Source organism: Enterobacteriaceae bacterium Kacie_13 (assembly GCA_013457415.1).
GTDB lineage: Bacteria > Pseudomonadota > Gammaproteobacteria > Enterobacterales > Enterobacteriaceae > Rahnella.
Window position 1 is genome coordinate 2,230,128 of sequence record CP045665.1, and the last position, 22,001, is coordinate 2,252,128.

Annotated in this window: 18 protein-coding genes; 8 read left to right on the top strand and 10 right to left on the bottom strand. The window is 50.0% G+C overall.

Annotated elements, in window-relative coordinates; translation table 11 throughout:
• The first annotated feature begins 528 nt into the window (after positions 1–528).
• Positions 529–3,306 (top strand): flavocytochrome c, encoded by a 2,778-nt coding sequence (locus tag GE278_10235; protein QLK61112.1) that lies wholly within the window; start codon positions 529–531, stop codon positions 3,304–3,306.
• Between the two features lie 129 nt (positions 3,307–3,435).
• On the opposite strand, the gene GE278_10240 is transcribed toward GE278_10235, so the two are convergent.
• The 3 genes from GE278_10240 to GE278_10250 all read right to left on the bottom strand — a co-directional run bounded on the left by GE278_10240 (position 3,436) and on the right by GE278_10250 (position 7,354).
• Positions 3,436–4,623, bottom strand: coding sequence for a NupC/NupG family nucleoside CNT transporter (locus tag GE278_10240; GenBank protein QLK61113.1), 1,188 nt, complete (start codon positions 4,621–4,623; stop codon positions 3,436–3,438).
• Positions 4,624–5,044: 421 nt separating this feature from the next.
• Positions 5,045–6,382 (bottom strand): AppA family phytase/histidine-type acid phosphatase, encoded by a 1,338-nt coding sequence (locus GE278_10245; protein QLK61114.1) that lies wholly within the window; start codon positions 6,380–6,382, stop codon positions 5,045–5,047.
• Between the two features lie 84 nt (positions 6,383–6,466).
• The gene (locus tag GE278_10250) at positions 6,467–7,354 is read right to left on the bottom strand and encodes a LysR family transcriptional regulator (GenBank protein ID QLK61115.1); all 888 of its coding nucleotides are present in this window, start codon (positions 7,352–7,354) and stop codon (positions 6,467–6,469) included.
• A 105-nt stretch (positions 7,355–7,459) separates the two neighbouring features.
• Between GE278_10250 and GE278_10255 the strand changes: the two genes are divergently transcribed.
• Positions 7,460–8,098 carry an NADP oxidoreductase gene (locus tag GE278_10255; GenBank protein QLK61116.1) on the top strand — a complete coding sequence of 213 codons (639 nt, stop codon included), beginning with the start codon at positions 7,460–7,462 and terminating at the stop codon, positions 8,096–8,098.
• 520 nt (positions 8,099–8,618) lie between these two features.
• Positions 8,619–9,707 carry a hypothetical protein gene (locus GE278_10260; GenBank protein QLK61117.1) on the top strand — a complete coding sequence of 363 codons (1,089 nt, stop codon included), beginning with the start codon at positions 8,619–8,621 and terminating at the stop codon, positions 9,705–9,707.
• Positions 9,708–9,794: 87 nt separating this feature from the next.
• Here the strand turns inward: GE278_10260 and GE278_10265 are convergent, their stop codons facing one another.
• The 4 genes from GE278_10265 to GE278_10280 form a co-directional block, all read right to left on the bottom strand.
• Entirely contained in the window at positions 9,795–10,433 is a 639-nt protein-coding gene (locus GE278_10265; GenBank protein QLK61118.1) for an NAD(P)H-dependent oxidoreductase, read from the bottom strand.
• Positions 10,434–10,630: 197 nt separating this feature from the next.
• Positions 10,631–10,978 (bottom strand): HNH nuclease family protein, encoded by a 348-nt coding sequence (locus GE278_10270; GenBank protein ID QLK61119.1) that lies wholly within the window; start codon positions 10,976–10,978, stop codon positions 10,631–10,633.
• An 848-nt stretch (positions 10,979–11,826) separates the two neighbouring features.
• Positions 11,827–12,681 carry an IS3 family transposase gene (locus GE278_10275; protein QLK61120.1) on the bottom strand — a complete coding sequence of 285 codons (855 nt, stop codon included), beginning with the start codon at positions 12,679–12,681 and terminating at the stop codon, positions 11,827–11,829.
• Complete coding sequence (locus GE278_10280) at positions 12,678–12,962, bottom strand: IS3 family transposase (GenBank protein ID QLK61121.1); 285 nt, start codon at positions 12,960–12,962, stop codon at positions 12,678–12,680. Before GE278_10280 ends, GE278_10275 begins: the two co-directional genes overlap by 4 nt.
• Before the next feature lie 136 nt (positions 12,963–13,098).
• Here GE278_10280 and GE278_10285 point away from each other — a divergent pair, with 136 nt between their 5' ends.
• The 4 genes from GE278_10285 to GE278_10300 all read left to right on the top strand — a co-directional run bounded on the left by GE278_10285 (position 13,099) and on the right by GE278_10300 (position 16,463).
• Positions 13,099–13,515, top strand: coding sequence for a hypothetical protein (locus tag GE278_10285; GenBank protein ID QLK61122.1), 417 nt, complete (start codon positions 13,099–13,101; stop codon positions 13,513–13,515).
• A gap of 44 nt (positions 13,516–13,559) precedes the next feature.
• Positions 13,560–14,354 (top strand): hypothetical protein, encoded by a 795-nt coding sequence (locus GE278_10290; protein QLK61123.1) that lies wholly within the window; start codon positions 13,560–13,562, stop codon positions 14,352–14,354.
• A gap of 425 nt (positions 14,355–14,779) precedes the next feature.
• Positions 14,780–15,553, top strand: coding sequence for a hypothetical protein (locus tag GE278_10295; GenBank protein ID QLK61124.1), 774 nt, complete (start codon positions 14,780–14,782; stop codon positions 15,551–15,553).
• Complete coding sequence (locus tag GE278_10300; GenBank protein QLK61125.1) at positions 15,546–16,463, top strand: nucleotidyl transferase AbiEii/AbiGii toxin family protein; 918 nt, start codon at positions 15,546–15,548, stop codon at positions 16,461–16,463. The genes GE278_10295 and GE278_10300 overlap by 8 nt, the downstream gene beginning before the upstream one ends.
• 202 nt (positions 16,464–16,665) lie before the next feature.
• Here the strand turns inward: GE278_10300 and GE278_10305 are convergent, their stop codons facing one another.
• Positions 16,666–17,856 (bottom strand): tyrosine-type recombinase/integrase, encoded by a 1,191-nt coding sequence (locus GE278_10305; GenBank protein ID QLK61126.1) that lies wholly within the window; start codon positions 17,854–17,856, stop codon positions 16,666–16,668.
• A gap of 214 nt (positions 17,857–18,070) precedes the next feature.
• Complete coding sequence (ychF, locus tag GE278_10310) at positions 18,071–19,162, bottom strand: redox-regulated ATPase YchF (protein QLK61127.1); 1,092 nt, start codon at positions 19,160–19,162, stop codon at positions 18,071–18,073.
• 217 nt (positions 19,163–19,379) lie between these two features.
• Here ychF and GE278_10315 point away from each other — a divergent pair, with 217 nt between their 5' ends.
• The gene (locus GE278_10315; protein ID QLK61128.1) at positions 19,380–20,861 is read left to right on the top strand and encodes an STAS domain-containing protein; all 1,482 of its coding nucleotides are present in this window, start codon (positions 19,380–19,382) and stop codon (positions 20,859–20,861) included.
• 53 nt (positions 20,862–20,914) lie between these two features.
• On the opposite strand, the gene GE278_10320 is transcribed toward GE278_10315, so the two are convergent.
• The gene (locus tag GE278_10320) at positions 20,915–21,991 is read right to left on the bottom strand and encodes a ferric ABC transporter ATP-binding protein (protein QLK63264.1); all 1,077 of its coding nucleotides are present in this window, start codon (positions 21,989–21,991) and stop codon (positions 20,915–20,917) included.
• Positions 21,992–22,001: the final 10 nt, after the last annotated feature.

Genomic DNA, 22,001 nt, shown 5'->3' on the forward strand with positions numbered 1-22,001 from the left:
TCTTTATGTTGACGTTATCTGGAACTTTTTGTATTGAACTGCTGCGGTAATATTTCACGATGGCATCTGAAATATATTAATTTCTCTTGTGGACAGGCTGACGTATTACTGAAAGATAAGGATCGTATACCACAGGGGATATTATCCTTCCCCAGTTTCATTCCCATTTATGACATTAACATTACTTTGTGTGTGGTTATATTTTTGACCAAAAAGCCTGCTTTATGAAATGTAGAGTAAATTTCTGGTAAAGACAAACTGAGGGTATAACCTGCTGATTTTGTTCGGATGAATTCCCATGTTAATCAAAAGTTGATTTTTGTCAACTCATGGTTAACAATTGGAGGGATATTTGCGTCAATGCTGAGTAATTAAACAACTCCAGTCCATCAGATGTTTATAACGACACTGTCTCTTCTATAAAAGAAAGCATTTTAAATTTATCACCTGCACCGGATAACTTAATTTAGCGGTAAGTCATTCGCCCACGAAAAAAATCAAAGCGTTTACATTTTGGAGTCGATCACAATGAATAAGCTCACCCCGGTTCTTAATCCTCTTACCTTGCCCAACGGCGCGGTGCTGAAAAACCGCCTGCTGATGGCACCGATGACCACCTGTACCGGCTTCTACGACGGTACGGTGACCAGTGAACTGGTGGAGTATTACCGCGACCGTGCTGGCAGCATTGGAACAATCATCGTTGAGTGTTGTTTCATTGATCGCATGGGCCCGGCATTTCCCGGCGCGATTGCCATCGACAGCGACAACAAAATTCCCGGCCTGAAAAAAATCGCCGATGCCATTAAATCCAAAGGTTCGAAAGCGGTTTTGCAGATCTATCACGGCGGGCGTATGGTCGAGCCGGAGCTGATTGGCGGCAGAACGCCGGTTGCACCCAGTGCGCTGGCGGCACCTCGTGAAGGCGCAACCACGCCGAAAGAGCTGAGCGGCGAAGAAGTCGACGTAATGATCACCAAATTTGGTGATGCGGTGAACCGTGCTATCAAAGCCGGATTTGACGGTGTCGAAATTCACGGCGCAAACACTTACCTTATTCAACAGTTCTATTCGCCGAACTCCAACCAGCGTACCGATAAATGGGGCGGCGACCGTGAGAAGCGCACGACCTTCCCGATGGAAGTCCTCGAGATCACCCACAAAATGGCGGATCGCTTCGCCGACGACCATTTCATTATCGGATACCGCTTCTCGCCGGAAGAGCTTGAAGTGCCAGGCATTCGCTTTGATGACACCATGTACCTGCTGGAGAAACTCGCCGCGCGCGGGCTGGACTACGTGCATTTCTCCGTCGGGCAGCTGTTGCGTCCTTCTATTGTCGATACCACTGACCCGACGCCGCTTATCACCAAATTCCGTGCGATGCGCTCTGAGACCCTGGCAAAAGTGCCGGTGATTGGCGTCGGTGGTGTGGTGAATAAAGCCGATGCGGAGAAAGCACTGGAGTACGGTTTTGATCTGGTGGCGGTGGGTAAAGCGTGCATCGCTTATCCGGACTGGGCCGATCGCATCATTAATAACGATCATCTGGAACTGTTCATCGACAGCAACAAGCGCGAAGAACTGAACATTCCGGAACCACTGTGGCGTTTCTCACTGGTGGACGCCATGATCCGCGACACCAGCACCACCGGCCGTAAATACAAAGCCGGGGTGTATCAGGAAAAAGTCGAAGCCGAAGCGCTGAAGCTGAAAATTAGCGTGACGCTCGATACCGACCGTATCACCGATATTTCTTTGGTGAAAGACGACACGCTGGATGTCGATTTCACCACCACCTTTGAACAGCTGCGTTCGCGCATTCTGGTCGCCAACAGCCCGCATGTCGATGCCATCACCGGCGCGACCACGCAGAGTGAGGCGCTGAAGAAAGCGGTTTCACGCGCGCTGACCACCTCGAGTAAAGAGCACGTCATCGAGGAAGGCGGTAATCCGCAGGCACCGCAAAATTACGACGTGGTGATCGTCGGCAGCGGCGGCGCGGGGCTGGCAGCGGCGATTCAGGCGCATGACGAAGGTGCTCATGTCGTCATCATCGAGAAAATGCCGACCATTGGCGGCAACACCATTAAAGCTTCGGTGGGGATGAATGCGGCAGAGACTCGTTTCCAGAAAATCAAAGGTATCGAAGACAGCAAAGAGCTGTTCTACGAAGAAACATTGAAAGGCGGCAAGTTCAAAAACAACCCGCAATTGCTGCGTGAGTTTGTCGAACTGGCCCCTGAGGCCATCGAATGGCTGGCGGCGAAAGACATCGAACTGAACGACATCACTATCACTGGCGGGATGAGCATCGATCGCACGCATCGCCCGGAAGATCGCTCGGCGGTGGGCGGCTTCCTGATTAGCGGCCTGGTGAAAAACATCAACAAACGCGATATCGAAGTGCTGCTCGAGACCTCCGTTGCCGAAATTTTGTATGAGAATGGTGCGGTCACCGGTGTGAAAGTGGTCGATGAATACAACGACAGCCGCATTCTGAATGCCAAAAGTGTCATCGTCGCCACCGGGGGTTTCAGTGCCAACCGCGAGATGGTGGTGAAATACCGCCCTGAGCTGGATGGCTTCGTCACCACCAACCACAAGGGGGCGACCGGTAGCGGTATCGCCATGCTGCAAAAAATCGGTGCGGATACCGTTGATATGGGCGAAATCCAGATCCACCCGACCGTTGAGCAGACGACTTCCTACCTGATTTCTGAATCCATACGCGGCGGCGGGGCGATTCTGGTGAGTCAGGCGGGTAAGCGTTTCTACAATGAGATGGAGACCCGTGACAAAGTCTCCGCCGAGATCATCGCACTGCCGGAGAAAAGTGCATGGGTGATTTTCGATGAGCAAGTGCGTGCCAACAACAAAGCGGCGGACGAATATATCGCCAAAGGTTTTGTGCTCAGCGCCCCGACGCCGGAAGAGCTGGCAGTGAAGCTGAACATGAACCCGGTTGCGCTGACCGAGACGCTGGAGCGCTATAACCTGTTTGTGGTGGAGAAGAAGGACGAAGACTTCGGTCGTACGACTGCGCTGCGTCACCCGCTTAATCAGGGGCCGTTCTTTGCCATTCGCATTGCACCGGGCGTGCATCACACCATGGGTGGCGTGGTGATCAATACCGACACCGCCGTACTGGATGCGCAGAAACAGCCGATCACCGGTGCATGGGCGGCAGGTGAAGTGGCCGGCGGTATCCACGGAGCCAACCGCATCGGTGGTAACGCCGTCGCCGATATCATCATTTTCGGTATTCTGGCAGGGCGTAACGCGGCAGCATTGGCTAAACGCTGAGGTCTTAAGACTTCCGATTGAAATAAAAATCCACGCTCAGGCGTGGATTTTTTTTGCTGCCGTACAAACAAAAACGTCCGCCACAGTGGGCGGACGTTGTCAGTCGTTCAGATCGCTAACGGTTGCGGATTAACGGTAAACCAGACCCACGATGGACGCGGAGAGCAGGCTGACCAGCGTTGCGCCGACCAGCAGGCGGAAGGCGGCACGGGCAACCATGTTTCCCTGAACTTCTTCGATACTCTTCACCGCACCGGCGATAATTCCGACGGTAGAAATGTTGGCGAAAGACACCAGGAAGACAGACAGAATTGCCACGGTGCGCGGTTCCAGATGTGCGATCAAATCTTTCATCTGCAACATCGCCACGAACTCATTAGCGACAATTTTGGTGCCCATGATGCTGCCTGCGGTCAGGGAATCATGGCTGACGATGCCGGTTAACCAGGCGATCGGGTAGAACAGGTAGCCGATGATGTCCTGGAAGCTTTTACCAAAACCGCCCATAAAGATAGCATTGATCATCGCCAGCAGGGCGTTGAAGCCGACCAGCATCGCCGCCACGATCATCGCCATTTTGAAGCCGGCCATGATGTACTCACCCAGCATTTCTACGAAGCTGTGTTTCGGTACAGTAAGCTTAGGCATTTCATTATCCGCTTCGTCGGAATACGGGTTTACCACCTGCAATACGGCAAAGGTAGAAAGCATATTCAGAATAAGCGAGAGCATCACATAACGCGGTTCCAGCAGGGTCATGTAAGAACCCACAATCGACATGGAAACGGTGGAGATTGCGGTTGCGGATAATGTATACATGCGGCGTTCATTCAGGTGCGGAACAATATCTTTAATCGCGATAAAGTTTTCAGATTGCCCGACCAATAAAGAACTCACGGCATTAAAGGATTCCAGTCGCGGCATTCCGTTAATTTTAGATAAGAGATAACCGATCCCTTTAATCATTAATGGCAAAATACGCAGGTGCTGGAGAATACCAATCAGCGCAGAAATAAAGATGATTGGACATAATACGAATAAGAAGAAGCTGAACTGGTTATCATTTACCAGACCGCCAAACACGAAGTCGGTACCGACGCGTGCGTAGCTCATCAGATTGGTGAATACGCCGGAGAGGCCGGAGATCAGGTAGACGCCTGCCTGGCTGTAAAGCAGAACCCAGGCCAGTACGATTTCGATCACCAAAATTTGCACGACGTAGCGCAGTTTAACGCCGCGTTTGTTGTAGCTAATCAACCAGCCAATGCCGAATATCATTATAAGGCTAAGTAAAAAATGCAATATATTTGACGTCATGGAGGATCCAAATGATGTGAGTGGTTTTTTAAGCGCGAACTATAACAGCAACCTCACAAAACTCATCAGCTTTTTTCATTGCGTTGCGCACAGGTAATCGATTGCGTTCAAAAAAGAAACAATCAGAGTCGGCTATTTTAAATAACGCACCGAAGTGGTGAGAATTTTATTAGTCCGCACTGATTTGGTGAACGGAATTATATTATGCAGTACATTTCTGAATGCATTACTGTGTCCGGTATCACCAGTAAATTTCGCAAAACCTTCGGGGAAAATATATTTATACAAGGGCATTTTGTTAACGCCCAGAGCAGCAACAAAACCTACCGCTGGGGCGTGCCCGGCACCCGCTTTATTTCTGGTTTATTGACCTGTGAGTGATTGAGAAGGCGCAGGTGACTGCGCCTTGATCCCGACGCTTTTAGTCCTTTAATTCACAGGCATTCACCACACTTTCATCCACCAGCCGGGTGAACGTCGCCAGCGGACAATAGCCTTTGGCGGTCTGGTCACTGCATCCCGGTATTTTCATCTGTACTATTCCCGCCGGTGTCTTCAGTGACAGCGGCGTCTGTTCCCGCAGCTGCGCCAGCGTCTGATACATCATCTTCACGCTGACAAACTTTTTCCCGGTTTTATCCGACCAGCGTTCAAACACCAGTCCACCACCAGGAGGGGTATTGTCGGGCTGGCCGGGCAGTGTCCAGGACATGCCCAACATGCCGGAGATGTTGGCGATATTAGTGTCATGCCCGGCAATAAACAGGAGTTTATTGTCAGGGGAAATGCCCGGCAGCGTGCCTTTCGCGGCCTTCGGATCGAGCGCGCTGGCGATGGTTTGCAGCAGCGGTGTCCCGTTGTGGCTGGCGATGTAGGGCGTGCGCGACAGCAAATCAAACTGCGCATTGTGCAGTTTGAGCAACGATACCCATTCCTCCTCTGAATGAATATTACCCCAGGCGGGTTGCGGCATTCCTTCAGCGTGTTCGAGCAGGAAGATTTCTGCCAGCGTCGAAGACAGCCCGACAGCACCTTCCAGCGCGACTTTGTTACCATTATCTTTAATGGACAATTTCGACGGCATCGACTGCGCAAAATCGCAGGTTTTATCAGCGCTGTGTTGCTCACACCAGGCCGATTTCGGGAAGTTCAGAACGGCACTCATGCGTTGCAGGGAAGGGAGATAGCGTGGATTCAGGTTATCCATTGCGGTTCCGGCCTGTTTCTCAACCGCTTGCTGTACCTGCTTTTTATCCATCTGGCAGACGCCTGCTTTCACCGGGTGAAACAGCGGATCTTCTTTTTTAACGTTTTGCTGATGATGAATAGTCAAACCGCATTGCGGAGCAAACCCGTTAAGAAAGGCTTCGCCGGTTTTGAGCGTGCGCTGATCGACGTCGGCCCAGACATATACCACGCCGGGCGCAGGGCAATCTCCCGATGCGAGAAGACCTTCCTGCTGAACCGTCTGTCGATAAAACCCGCCCATCAGGCTGACCAGATGCTCGCCCCGTGGCGTGATATAACCGAGTTTGACCGGCCATTCCGGCCAGACGTTTGGCGTCACGTCGCGCATGGTTTGCGTCATTTTGGTGGGCGCTCGCACGCCGTGGCGACTGAGGATCACCACTTTTTCCAGCTGATAACCATCGGGCGGCGTGTTGCCGGCGTGCGCGCTCAGGGAAAAGGCGGCGCTCAGCGCGAGCAGAATTCCGTGACGGAGAGAAAAATGTGGACGATTATTCAGAAAACGTGTCATTTCCAGCCTCTTTATTATTGGCATGTGTGAGCAGGATAAGCGCGTAAAACCACGTCGGCCGGACGCGATCTGCGTTTTCAAAGATTAGCCAAAAGTGTCTGTCACCGCTTTGATAAAGCTCCGTATTTTTACTGTCTGCCGTAAACCTGCCGCCGTGAGGACGTGCATTGGCTTCGAGGGACATTCGTAATCGGGCAGTATTTGCACCAAACGCCCGGCGCGGATTTCGTCGCGCAATACGTCTTCCGGCCCTAGCGTTACGCCATAACCTTTGACCGCCGCGTGTAAAAGTGCCCGCCAGTCATTTGCCCGAAAACGCCCTTCGGGGCGGACTTCCTGCGTTTTCCCCTCTTTTGAGAACAGCCAGCGGCAGGGCGACTGCGGCGACCAGATCCCATAAACCAGACAGGCGTGCAGCGTCAGACAGGCGGGCGTAACCGGGGTGCCGTTCTGAGCAAGATACTCGGGCGAGGCGCAGGCAATCAGACGATAAGGCCGCAGGGGATACGCAATCAGCGGACTGTCGTGCAATTCACCGATGCGCAATATTACTTCATAGCCTTCCTCGACAGGATCGACCATCCGATCGCTTAGCGTCAGCTCCACCTGCGTGCCGGGATAGTTATCCAGATACTGGGTTATGAACGGCGCCAGCATGGAGGCGCCAAAGGTCACGGGCGCATTGACGCGGATGATGCCGGACGGCGTGGCTTTCATTTCCAGCGCGATGGCCTCGGCCGCCTCGGCCTCCGCGAGCACTATTTTGCAACGTTCATAATAGCTGCTGCCGATGTCCGTCAGATGCTGGCGGCGGGTGGTACGGTTCAGCAGAGACGTGCCCAGTCGCGATTCCAGCCGGGCGATATGCTTCGCTACCATCTGCGGGGATATGCGTAATGCCTCCGCCGCTGCGGCAAAGGACCCCAGTTCGGCGGCTCTGACGAAGACGTTCATGCTGGTGAGACGATCCACGATTCGCTCCTGTTTGTTGTTTGTCTGTATTGATGATGAGTATTTATCAACACTGGGTGTCGAATTATTCTTAACCTTCTGACAGACAATTGAAAGGTGAGAATCATGAAAATAGGCATTATTGGTGCGGGATTTGTAGGGCGCGCAGTCGCGAAACTGGCGATCAGGGCCGGGCATCAGGTCATGCTGAGTAATTCCCGCGGGCCGCAGACACTGTTCAGCCTCAAGCCGATGATTGGCTGTGAGACAGGCACCGCCACGGAGGCCGCTAGCTTCGGTGACATTGTAGTCATCGCCGTTCCGCTGACCGCCATCGGGCAGTTGCCGGTGGTCGAACTGGCCGGAAAAGCGGTCATTGACGCCGTGAACTATTACCCCGAACGTGACGGGCAGGTGGCGGAACTCGATCAGCAGACAACCACTACCAGTGAGTATCTGGCGAGTTTTCTGCCGCAATCGACAATCACTAAAGCGTTTAACGCCATTCAGATGACCGATCTAGAAAGCGATGGCCTGCCCGCCGGATACCCCGCACGCCGCGCCTTGCCGCTGGCCGGAGACGATGAGGCAACCAAAAACATTATCATCAGTCTTTACGATGCGTTTGGTTTTGACGCCGTGGACGTCGGGGTACTTTCTGAAGGCTGGCGCTTCCAGCGAGCAATGCCGAGTTATTGCGTGCGGCTGACGAAGAGTGAGCTGGAGGAGGTTTTGGCAAAGGCGCAAAGGGGCGGGGTGGTTTAACGCGGAATTTAAAATTAGGTTTGCCGATTGACCTTCTCACCGTCAGGGCGGGAGAACTATATATCGTGAAAGCAGGCGAGGGACACACGGTGGAGGAAGAAGGCCGGAAGCTGGCAGGATAGATTTCAGTTCAGGCCTGCCTGCCTGCCGGGATCACCAAAATCTCACTTCAAAAGATAAACGGAAAGTAAATGAACAGTCATTTATGGGATTTTTCCTAATGATTTAATTTATTTTTAATTTTTATTTTTATGAAAAAAAACGATCTAAATCATTATCATAGTAAATTTATTCTTACATATTGAAAATTGAGTGTTTAAATTAAACTCATGATATTAAATGAATTTCTTTGCTAAGAATGATTTATGTCGCCGAAAAAAAATAATTTGATTAGTAATGTTAAAGTAGAGTAGGTTTATCTTCGCAGTCGAAATAATGCTTCATGTAATGAGTTAGACAGTTAAACATTAATTTATCTGATGTTATGACATTTATCCTTCTAATTTCAGGAGTATTAATTATGCCTACTACCTATACTATTCACTTAAAAAACCTCCAGTCAGCAGATAAAACTTTCTGGTGCTTTTTAAACTTTCCCGAATCACAGATATCTGCTGATGTTTATGCGAACTCCAGTGCTAATCTTACAGTTTCTCAGCATCAACATGGTCAGGATGACTCGTTTTCAATCCCTTTACAGTATGTTGTTCAGGCCGGAGCTTCCAATAAAGCGGTGGCTCTGAATACGTTAATCCAGTCCAGCATTAAGAAAAACACTGATTTAGCGACAGCATGGCATGCCGACTATTATCCCGCCAATAAAGGCCCATCACTGTATGTAGCATCCGATGAACCTGCGCCGGGTAATAAGGAAGTAGATGTCTGGACTAATGATTTTGATAAAAGTCAGGAGCCTTTGCAAAAATGGTTTAGCAGCCTGACTTTTGGTGTGATGTCAGAAAGTGGATTTATGGGCGTGACATGGTCTCCCGATCCGGAACAAACATATCGTATTCAACCTAAAGTCCAGTTCTATGTTGCTACCGGTAATTTCGAATCAAACAAGCTGGCAGATATAACAGCGATTTCATCAAAAGCAGCAAATATTACCGGTGACAGTTTTGACGGTAATAATGAATGTACGGTTACTCTTAAAACCAATGGTCAATGGTTAGTTGAGCCCGGTAATACAAATGCAACATCAAACGGTGACTCAACTTTGTTGAGTAATCTCGTAAAAACAAATATGGAACTTGCCACGGCGCAATCAATGCTTGTGGCAATGTACAGCGGCCAGCTTCCTTCAGGCACGCCCTCAGTTTTAAGAACTGATAAATATGCAACCTCTACGGGTATTAAAATTAAAAAACAACTGTCGCTGACTGAGGGCGATGGAGAGGAAAATATTCTCATAACGGGCACTATCACAATTGCAACAGCCATAGCCGTTGGATTTGCATATATGATCGCAAGCGGTATTACACTCACGATTACCCGACGTGCTGCAACGGGTTTAGAGTTTGATTTTAATTATAATGGGACAAGAGGTGCTGAAGCAGTACAACAGGCCTTTGCCGCAGGGCAATCCATTGATTTCCGCACTGCATAAAAACACAGCAATAATATAGTTAGCTTGACACCTTATCTTTTGGATAAGGTGTCATCATTATTTTTGATTACCGACAAGAAACCCGGTTTATTTAATTTCAGTCACAAAGTTTTCGCGGCTGCGGCGCACTTTCTTCAGATTTACCAGCCAGTCACCTTCGGTGGCACGATAACCCAGCGGGAGCATCACGACGCTGCGTAAGTTCTTTGATTTCAGATCGAGAATTTCATCAACCGCCGCCGGATCAAAACCTTCCATCGGCGTTGCATCCACTTCTTCAAACGCTGCTGCGATCAGCGCAGCGCCAAGGCCGATATACGCCTGACGGGCAGCGGCCTGATAATTTGCTTCGGTTCCGCGATCGGCGACGATGCCCAACAGCATCTGACGATAGTTTTCCCATCCTTCGTTTTTAAAACCCCGCACGTCGTTAGTCAGATCAAACATCATATTAACGCGGTCTGCGGTGATGTCGTCCCATGCGGCAAAGACCAGCAGGTGAGAACAGTCGGTTACCTGCGCCTGATCCCAGGACACCGTTCTGATTTTTGCGCGGACATCAGGATTGGTTACCACAAAGAGTTCGAATGGCTGGAGCCCGCTCGACGTGGGTGCCAGACGCACAGCCTCTACGATACGTTCGAGTTTTTCAGCAGACAGGGTTTTCGTTGCATCGAATTTTTTGGTCGCGTAGCGCCATGCCAGTCTTTCGTTTAAGGTCGTCATCTTGTTTTCCTGAAGGATTAAGTGTGAAGCGGTGCGCTTGTCTTTTTGGGATCATTTTTCTCAACAGCGGGGAATGATCGCATGATCTTTGGGGGGAGGTTTTGTGAATTTGAGCCCTGAGGCTGCGACGTAAAGGGGCAAAAACGCATAGTATTCTGAAATGCAACATCACCGACGTTGCATTTCAATTTCTGCACTTACTTCTTCTTATTCAGCAACGACTTTAAATCCGCAAAGGGGTTATAGGTGGCTGCTTCAACATCATCTTGCGCGTCCTCTCCTGCCACAACGCGGGTGCCGTACTGGTCAGCCTCTGTGTATTTGGAGTGTTCATGGTCATGGCAATACAGACACAATAGCTCCCAGTTACTGCCATCTTCCGGGTTATTGGTATGGTCGTGGTCGATATGGTGAACCGTGAGTTCGCGCAGGTTTGAATACACAAACTCCCGCGTGCAGCGTCCGCATACCCATGGATAGATTTTTAGCGCTTTCTCACGATAGCCGCTTTCCAGACGCTGGTAGTTTTTTGGGATCAGTGCCATGACGATGTTACCTGTTACAAAGAGAAAATTTTACGATAGTGAACCAATATATCCCGTAACCGGGCAGAACGAGAAATGAAAGAGGGGGCAGAGTGCGACTTTCACAAGGGCTGTTAAAACAAAAATCCACGCCGTGGCGTGGATTTTTAGAGAGCATTCAGCTCTGTGCGAGCTGAATCGAAACTTAGACGTTGAGTTGTGAGTTATTGTTTAATGCTTTGATAAATAATGTATTTGTATTTCTGTTTTGTTTTTATACTCATTAACGTACTCACTTTGACTTATGCTTTCATCTAAGGCTAGCTTCCACAACCCTGTTTATCCTTTTTGGACTAATATCGCCGAGATGACTGTGTCGCCGGGGCCATTTACCTGATATGTACCGCCACACATTCAAACGCAACCAGCCCGTAGGGTTACCTGGGAAAACACAGACACTCAATACGTGCCGTGATGTTATGTCAGCACATAGGTGAATGTGGCCTTTTTTTGTATCGCATTATGTGCCGGGTCACAATTTATGGCCTGACAAAAATTGTGGGATCTTATCATTCCTTATATGATGTCGTGAAAAAGTGTTGATACCACAACAGGATGACAAGCAGATGTCAAAGGAAAGACGCCCAAACCGCCCTGAAACTGAGGAAGAACGTAAAGCATTAATTACCGGCCTGCAAAAGGAAATAGCGATGTCAAAAGCGCCGCTGTTGACACTGTATGGTGGGCAATATCCGATATCACATTTTCAGATGATATTTTCGAGTTATTTGTAGGCGACATCTGCACTGAGCTAAAGGGCCAGGAGGAGTGGGATGGACTGACCCCACATCAGTAGACAAATCCTGTCCTCACGACGAGGCCTGTTCAAAGGCCTCCGGACTGACGCCACCGAGATGACTGTGGCGCCGGGACCGGTTATAGAAGACTTCAATGTAATCGAAGATATCCGCCCGGGCCAGATCCCGGGTTTTATAGATACGTTTTCTGATACGCTCTTTTTTCAGCGAACTGAAGAACGATTCGGCCACCGCATTATCCCAGCAGTTGCCACGCCGGCTCATACTCGGGGCCAGGTTATTGGCCCGGCAGAAGCGCTGCCAGTCGTCACTGCCGTACTGACTGCCCTGATCCGAATGCACAATGACTTCGCCTTCCGGTTTTCGCCGCCAGACGGCCATCATCAGCGCATCCAGCGCCAGCTCACGTGAGAGTGTCGGTTTCATCGACCAGTCCACTACGTTACGTGCGAACAAATCTATAACCACCGCCAGATAAAGCCAGCCCTGCCAGGTACGAATATAGGTAATATCGGTGACCCAAACCTGATTGGCCCGCACGACGGTAAACTGCCGCTGCACGCGATTCGGGGCAACGACTGAAGGTCTGCCAGCGATACGACGTGGCGCTTTATAGCCGCGCACGGCTTTGATCCGGTTCAACTGCATAATACGGCTAACCCGGTTTTTACCGCATGGCTCCCCGATTTCATTCAGATCGCCATGAACCCGGCGATAGCCGTACACGCCCCCGCTCAGTGAATAAGAGTCACGGATGAGAGCCAGCAGGCGCTGATTATCTTTATCCCGCGCAGAGACCGGGTTATGCAGCCACGCATAGAACCCGGCCCGGGCGACACACAGTACCCGACACATCGTCATGACACCCCATACAGAGCGGTGTTCATTGATAAAGCGGTACTTCAGTCGGGCTCCCTTGCAAAGTACCGCGCGGCCTTTTTCAGAATATCCCGTTCTTCTTCAGTGCGCTTTAGCTGCGCTCTAAGCTTCAGGATCTCACTTTTTGCTTCCAGTAAATCACGGGCATGCTGCTCGCTGTTATCGGGTTTAATCGCCCGTAACCACTTGTAGAGACTGTGTGCAGAAACGCCCAGCCGATCAGAAACTTCAGCTACGGAATAGCCGCGCTCCGTTATCTGACGGACGGCTTCTTCCTTAAATTCAGGTGTAAATCGTGGTGTTCCCATACGTTCCTCCTATGCTCCAACTATAGGGCAGGATCGTCTACCGGGGTGGGGTCAGTCCAACTATAGGGCAGGATCGTCTACCGGGGTGGGGTCAGTCCATAGTGGCAAATGTTGGGTTAATAATCATGCTCATGTATTGAGTGCTCAAACGAAGGAAGCAAATGATTTTTTGTGTTACACCTTAATGTATTACGATGTTATTCCGTGGTTAACTGGTACAACAGGTCGAGCGAAATTAACTCAAGGAGCGTTGAACGTACTTCCCATTGGGCTACCTTCAGAAATAGAAATCCTTGAAATTGTCCGCCGTGTCGAACAACTCTTCACCTATGCTGATACCATCGAAAAACAGGTGCAAAGCGCTTTACTGCGAGTCAACAACCTGACCCAGTCGATTTTGGCTAAAGCGTTTCGTGGTGAACTAACGGCACAGTGGCGTGCTGAAAACCCAGATTTGATCAACGGAGGGAACAGCGCTGAAGCGTTGTTAGTAAGAATTAAACAAGAACGTTTAAAAAATAAACCCGTTAAACGTGGTAAAGGTAATAGCTGATGCGATTACTTTCCTTAGTTGATGACATGGAAGGACTTTGATAGATGATAACAATCAACTGTTCGCGTCTGGCGGCAGAGCATTTGTACAAGGGATTCAAAAAAGGCATTGATGAGGGATTTTTTGAACCGGCGACATCACAAAGTCTGGCTGAAACACAAGAGCAACAAGGGCAAGGGCTCTGCTTTCAGTGGGTAGTACATGCTGTCAAGTTTGGGCGCTCAACCTGCCTGATTGCGATGGAATATAACACCCGCTATTGCCATGTGATCCATCAGGTCAGGAACGGTGATATGCAGGATTTCTTTAGCCGTCTGCAAGATCGTCTGATGAATAGCCTGGAATGGCAGGGGCAAGACTATTCACTGTTTGATACGGCAGAAATGGAACAAGGGATCGGACGCTACTTTTCCCAGCATAAAAATATTCGTTTTTATCAGCGTACCGACGCCAGTGTTATGGCCCATATCAGCCAGGCTGCGGTGGAATACGGTGACGTTTACCATAATACAGGTTGCTTCCCACCCGATGAGGAAACCGCAGTAGATTTTGATATCAGACTTAATCAAACCTGGCGTACTCGGAAGGGTGAGAAATACGGTTTACGGGCAAATGAAAAGATGATTCAATTCTGGCTGACGGAGTATCTGCGCTTTACCCCGCAGTGTATTAATGATGCAATGGCACGGATAAAGCACGTAGAACAAGATCAATGGGATATGCGCTTAGCCGGGATGTCAGCAACTGATCCACTGCGTAATGAAGCTGGTATTATTGACCCTGATAGTGCCCAGGGTAATGTGATTGACCTTAGTCGCTATCAACAGAGTAGAAAGTGATTCGTTGAGTTTGATGATCAATAAGCCTTGAATATCGCCAGCCGAACATAAAACTGTTAGCAACAGTCCTGGCTTAAATTGTGGCTATGTCAAATGTCTATATCGGTGGGAGCTTAGAATGCGTTATGTGAGAAAAGCGGGAGTGCTTTTATACCAGACCCTCTCGTGAAATGATTGTTCATTCCGTTGTGACTTCAACAGCAATTGCAACAGGCCAGTCACCGGATACAATCAAAGCCTCGCTTAAAACTCTGCGTGAGAAGTTTGCATATCTTCGTCTGGCAGTTTAGCCACTTTTTGGATCCCTTGGCCAGTACCTGCTCAGTCATATCCCTTAGTGTAATTGGACGGATGTCTCTCACTATTGACATCTTACACACTCAATAGTTTACTATTTATTGTTTTGTTAAACCAAGGGTGAATCTATGTCATCAAAACTAAACTGGCTTTTGCAGAACACTGCGCCGGGTTCCTTGGTACTACAGTCCTGGCTGACAAAAAATGGTATTAGCCCTTCTTTAGCCAATAAGTATATGCATAGTGACTGGTTACAAAAATTACGTGCCGGTGTATACGTGCGGAGTGGGCGTGAACCTCAGTGGAGCGATGCCGTCTTATGCTTGCAAAATCAGTTGGGGATTTCTGTGCATCTGGCGGGGCTTACTAGCCTGACCTGGCAGGGACGCTCTCATTATCTTCACTTAACGCGTCAGGCAATTTGGCTTTGCGTAGAAGATAAAGTTTCATTTCCAAAGTGGTTCAAAGAATTTCCCAATGTGGATTGGCTTTTACTTTCTAATCAGAAGCTCAATATGCATGACGAAAAGTATCTGACAGAGGTAGAAATTAAGGGAGAGCGGTTGAGAGCGAGTGTACCGGAATTAGCTGCTTACGAGATTGCTAATGCAGTGCCTGGTTCGCTTTCATTTGAGCACGCTGCGGAGCTGTTTCAGGGGTTGGTAAATCTGAGTCCACGTAAAGTCGAAGTGTTGTTGCAATCCAGTCGAGCAGTGAAAACTAACCGCCTTTACCTGTTTCTGGCCGATCACTATGCTCATGCATGGGTTAAGCGAATAGATAAAACCAGCATTGATTTGGGGGCCGGGAAACGACAGATCGTATCTGGTGGCAAGCTGGATCAAAAATATCAGATCACTGTTCCAGAGAGTTTTGTTAGCAAAGGGATCTCACATGGATAAGCAATCACCTTATTATCGGCAAGTTGCGTTGCTGCTTAGTGCATTACCTGTTGTGGCATCAGAGCGATGCTTTGGGCTAAAAGGTGGGACGGCAATAAACTTATTTGTCCGTGATTTTCCACGTCTATCGGTTGATATCGATTTGGCTTATATTCTGCTGGAAAGCAGAGATGAGGCATTGCCAAATGTTCGGGCTGCTTTGACGCGTATTGCTGAAATACTGCAACAACAGGCTGGCATTTCGGCGGTACTACAAACGAATAATCCTGATGAAATGCGCATTATTGTTTCTTCTCAGGAGGCACAGATAAAGATAGAAGTTTCGCCTGTTGCGCGAGGTACGCTGTATCCCCCAGAAGAACGTGATGTTGTTGAAGCTGTAGAAGATGAGTTCGGTTTCGCTGCTATTCAGGTTGTATCGCTTGCCGATCTCTATGGTGGAAAGCTTTGTGCTGCGCTGGATAGGCAACATCCCCGTGATTTTTATGACGTCAAAATGCTGCTTGAAACGCAGGGTATTGATCGCCAGATATTTAATGGTTTCATCACCTATCTATTGGGACATAAGCGCCCGTTATCAGAAATTTTAGATCCTCATTGGAAAGATATTTCTCTGCCATACGCAAATGAATTTAATGGAATGACATTCGATGCGGTCTCTCTTGAAGAACTCAATGCGATACCCAACTTAATGGTTACTGCTCTCAAAGCACAATTCACGCAGCGGGATTATGATTTTTTGATATCTTTCAAAAGTGGTCAACCGGAATGGAGTCTGGCTCCTGAAGATCAGATTCAGCATTTACCAGCGGTTAAGTGGAAGTTGCAAAATATCGGGCGCATACCAAAAGATAAGCATATTCAGGCGTTGGCGAAGCTTGAGGCTGTTCTTGCCGAGTGGATAAAGTAGTTTAGAATTTTATCTGTACATACACCATTGGTGTCACTATACGTTTTTTTGTAAACTTCACGTACTAATCAGCTAAAGTACAGCAGGGTATTAACAACAAATAAATCAACTGGTTATGTAAGTGTAGGTTAAAGCGTAGGTTTTATTAATTTTATCTAAATAATCTTTATTTATCAGCATAAACACACCAATGCATCATTGTTTACGAAGCATCAACACTAATGTGAGTGCGTACCCACCCATCAATCTTATCCGCCCATTCCTGCATCATCACTTTCCGCTCATCGAGATAAGTCGCATGGTTGTACGTGCGGCGAACATTGTTGGTATCAGCGTGCGCAAGTTGAGCCTCTATAGCATCAGGCCGATATCCCATCTCGTTTAAACGCGTGCTACCTGTGGTTCTGGTCGCATGTGGACTATAGGTACCGCTCCAGCCAAGGCTTTTGAGAAGCTGGCGCAGAGAGTGTGATGTCATAGGGCCGCGTGGGTTATCCCGCCCCGGAAATAGATGCTGCCGATGTCCGGTTAATCCATGGAGTGTTCTTAGCATTTTTACAGCTTGAGTGGGTAGGGGAATCGCATGTTCTCTGCGAGCTTTCATTCGCGCTGCCGGAATAGTCCATAGGGCGTTATCAAGATCGAATTCTGTCCATTCTGCTTCGGTGGCTTCTGCAGGACGCGACAATGTCCACCACATAAGCCACATGCAATAGTTAACCTGATACGAGCCACGACTATTGTCAAAACAGCTTAATAACTTTCCGATTTGCTGAGGATTCAGTGCTTGTTTGTGCTGTGTCTTATTGGCCGGAAGAGCTTTGCGCACGGGCCAGACAGGATCACTATCAGCTCTAAGTGTCGCTACTGCCAACTCGAAAACTGATGAAATGGTTCGACGGGCTTCAGCGGCAACTGTCGGTGCTCCTCGTTTAGCAGTTTCCTGAAGAATTTTAAGAATGTGGTGTGGGGTGATCTCTCTGACCGGGAGCTTACCGATTGCGGGGAAAACCACTCGTTCAAGCATATCCAGTCGCCGCGTTTTGGTGATTTCGGCCCAGTCTTTCATCTGCAACCACTCTTTGGCGATTAGCTCAAAGGTGTTGGATGCATCATTGACCTTGCGAATCTTATCTAACTGACGAGCTTGTGTTGGGCTAACTCCATCCGCGACCTGCTTTCGCGCTTGCTCGCATTTTTCGCGAGCTTCGGCAAGTTTGACCGTCGGGTACTCACCTAGCGCAAACATGCTGGATTTACCGTTGAGTTTAAACCGATAGCGCCATGCTTTTTTGCCATTAGGTTTCACTTCGAGGTAGAGACCATTGAAATCATTGAGCCGATAGAGTTTTTCTTTCGGCTTGGCAGTGCGGCATTGCGTATCGGTGAGCATAACGGGGCCTTGTTTATTTATTATATCGTTGTTGTACTCACTTGAAATGAAGATGGAAGAATATTGCACTCATCTATGTACTCATTTATGACTGCGCTTTTATGAGACGAGTTAAGACATTATGAAATGAAAAATCCACGCAACTGCGTGGATTTTATAGTGTTTGTCAGTCTTCATGAGGCTTGCTGAAACCTCATGAGACAACAGAAGCTATTTAGACGTTAAACAGGAAGTTCATCACGTCGCCATCTTTCACAACGTACTCTTTGCCTTCTGAACGCATTTTGCCGGCTTCTTTCGCGCCTTGTTCACCTTTGTAGGTGATGAAGTCTTCGAACGCGATGGTTTGTGCGCGGATGAAGCCTTTTTCGAAATCGGTGTGGATTTTACCTGCTGCTTGTGGCGCAGTTGCGCCGACAGGGATAGTCCAGGCGCGGACTTCTTTCACGCCAGCGGTGAAGTAAGTTTGCAGATTCAGCAGCTCGTAACCGGCGCGGATCACGCGGTTCAGGCCCGGCTCTTCTAAGCCAAGTTCTTGCATGAACTCTTCGCGGTCGGCGTCGTCAAGCTCTGCGATGTCAGATTCTACAGCGGCACAGACGGCCACGACGACGGAGCCTTCGGCTTCGGCAATTTTACGCACGATGTCGAGGTACGGGTTGTTCTCGAAACCGTCTTCGTTGACGTTAGCGATATACATGGTTGGTTTCAGCGTCAGGAAGCTCAGGTAACGGATGGCCGCTTTGTCTTCCTCAGTCAGGTCCAGCGCACGCAGCATGCCCGCTTCGGAAAGCTGTGGCAGACATTTTTCCAGCGCAGCCAGTTCGGCTTTTGCATCTTTGTCGCCGCCTTTGGCTTTCTTCTGCACACGGTGAATAGCGCGCTCGCAGGTGTCGAGGTCGGACAACGCCAGTTCAGTATTGATAACGTCGATGTCATCAGCCGGATCCACTTTATTGTTTACGTGGATAATGTTGTCGTTCTCAAAGCAGCGCACCACGTGACCGATCGCTTCGGTTTCACGGATATTGGTCAGGAACTGGTTGCCCAGGCCTTCACCTTTCGATGCGCCTTTTACCAGACCGGCGATATCCACGAATTCCATGGTGGTCGGCAGGATACGCTGCGGTTTCACAATCTCAGCCAGCTGGTCGAGACGCGGATCGGGCATTGGTACGACGCCGGTGTTAGGTTCGATGGTGCAGAACGGGAAGTTTGCTGCTTCGATACCCGCTTTGGTCAGCGCATTGAACAGAGTGGATTTACCGACGTTCGGCAGGCCAACGATACCGCATTTGAATCCCATGTTTTTATCACCTTAATATCTTAGTTATCAGGTAATTAAAGTTAATTGCCTGATGTAATGACCATAATGTTTGGCATTATACACAAAATCCATGTTTTTCTCGATCCGCTTGTCGCGAGGTTATCCCTGACAAGGTGGATAAAACCTTGCCTCGCTTTCGCCATTTTTAGATACTTGTCACAATTTTTTAACTGACTGGAAAAGAACCGGATGTTTTATGTTTAGCCTGCGTGGTCTTAAGTTGTCGGAAGTAAAGAATGAAACGCTGGCGGGATTTGTGGTGGCGGTGTCGATGATCCCCGAAGCGGTGGGGTTCTCACTGGTGGCCGGGCTGTCGCCGATTGTCGGGCTGCACACGGCGTTTATTATCGGGCTGGTGACGGCGCTGTTCGGCGGAAAACCGGGGATGGTCTCCGGCGCGGCAGGGTCTATCGTGGTGGTGCTGATGAGTCTGGCGGCGCAGCACGGCATGGGATATGTGCTGTGGGCGACGATATTTGCCGGGGTGATCCAGATTTTGATCGGCGTATTCAGGCTCGGGAAATTTATCCGGCTGGTGCCGCTGCCGGCGGTTCACGGTTTTGTGAACGGGCTGGCGATTGTGATTATGCTGGCGCAGCTGCATATGATAGCCGGGCAGGGGCCGCTGATGTACGGGCTGGTGCTGCTGGCTATTTTCGTCGTCGTGCTGTTCCCTAAACTGACTAAAATCATTCCGTCATCTCTGGCGGCGCTGATCGTGGTCTCGGCAGTGGCGATTGGTTTTAATCTGCATACGCTGCGGGTCGGCTCCCTGGCGGATATCTCCGGCGCCTTGCCACACTTCAGCCTGCCTGTCGCGCCTTTCACGGTCGGGATGCTGAAAGTGGTGCTGCCGTATGCGGTGGTCATCGCGCTGGTCGGGCTGATTGAATCGCTGCTGACCATGACCGTACTTGATGAAATGGGCGGCCATAAAGGCAATGGCAACCGGGAAAGCATCGCGCAGGGCGCGGGCAATACAATTTGCGGGCTGTTCGGCTGCTTCGCCGGTTGCGCGATGATTGGGCAATCGATCATCAATTTCACCTCCGGTGGTCGTGGGCGTATCTCAGGTATCGTCGGGGCGATTTTGCTGATCCTGTTCGTGGTCAGTCTTTCCGGGTATATCGGCCTGCTGCCTGTCGCGGCGCTGGCGGGGATCATGCTGGTCGTCTGCTACAACACTTTCGAGTGGAGTTCGCTGCGTCGTTTTCGTCGTATGCCGAAGGCCGATGCGCTGGTGATGGTAATTGTGACGGTGATTACGATATTTACCGATTTGGCGGTGGCAGTGATCAGCGGCGTGATTATCTCAGCGCTGGTTTTTGCCTGGCAGCAGGCGCGGATCCGCATTCGCGAACACAAAACCAAGGGCAGTCTGACGGTGTATAAGCTTGAAGGTCCGCTGTTCTTCGGCTCGGCGGCGTCGTTTTCGGAACTGTTTGAGCCGAAGAACGATCCGCAAAACGTGGTGCTGGATTTTGCCGGCACGCGGGTGATGGATTCCAGCGGCGTCGAGGCGATTGATAAGCTCACGGCGCGCTATCTCGAGGCCGGAAAAACCATCCGGCTGCGGCATCTGAGCAACGACTGCGTAAGCCTGCTGAAAAAAGCCGGGCCGTTCTGTTCGCATGAGCTGGATGACCCTGAGTATTACGTCGCTGAAGATACCCTCTGAAACACAAAAGGTGCCGCATAAAAACGGCACCTTTTTCATATCTCAGTCCTACATCACACCAGAACAAACATTCCGTACGGGTGGATCTGCAGGAAGAAGTTATCGCCAGCGGTGGGTTGCAGCTGCGTGGCGTTGACCTGCAGCAGCAGTGATTGCCCGTGCCAGTCTACTGTTACTTCATACTGCGGCCCCATATAAGCGACGTGGGTGATGGTGCAGCGCTGGCTGTCATCCCCTTGTAGTCCGAGGGTAATCGCTTCCGGGCGCACGCCGACCGTACATTGCTGCATCCCCGGCGCGAACGCAGCGGGTTTCGGGATGCGGTAGCCGAAAATCTCCACCGTGTCGCGGTGCAAATCCGCCGGGAAGACGTTGGCGTCGCCCATAAAACTCGCCATAAAGCGCGATGCGGGCTGGCGGTACAGCTCCTGCGGTGCGCCAATCTGCATGATTTTGCCCTTGTTCATCACCAGCACGGTGTCGGACACCGCAAAGGCTTCGCTCTGATCGTGCGTCACGTACAAAGACGTGATGTTGAACTGCTGCTGAAGCTCGCGGATTTTTTCGCGCATGCTGCGGCGCAGGTTGGCGTCGAGGTTACTCAGCGGTTCGTCAAACAGCAGCACTTTCGGTTTGAGGATCAACGCGCGCGCCAGCGCCACACGCTGCTGCTGACCGCCCGAAATCTGATCGACGTAGCGGTCTTCAAACCCGTCCAGATCGACCAGCGATAAGGCTTCACGCACCCGGTCGCGGATCTCCGCTTTAGGTCTTCCGAGCATTTTCAGGCCGTAACCGATGTTTTCCCCAAGCGACATGTGCGGGAACAGCGCGTAGGACTGAAACACCATGCAGATATCACGCTGCTGAATCGAGCGGTCGGTGACATCTTCGCCGTCGATGAAAATGCGGCCCTCTGAGGGTTTTTCCAGTCCGGCGACCATGCGCAGGACGGTGGTTTTACCGCAGCCGGACGGGCCGAGCAGGGTGACCATTTTGCCTTTCGGGATCGCCAGATTCAGGCCTTCCAGTACGGTATTGGTGCCAAAACGCTTGGCGACGCTTTTCAGTTCAACAAAACTTTTGGTGGCTTCTGCCGGTGCCGGTTTAACCGGATGTTCAGTTGTCATGGTCATATCA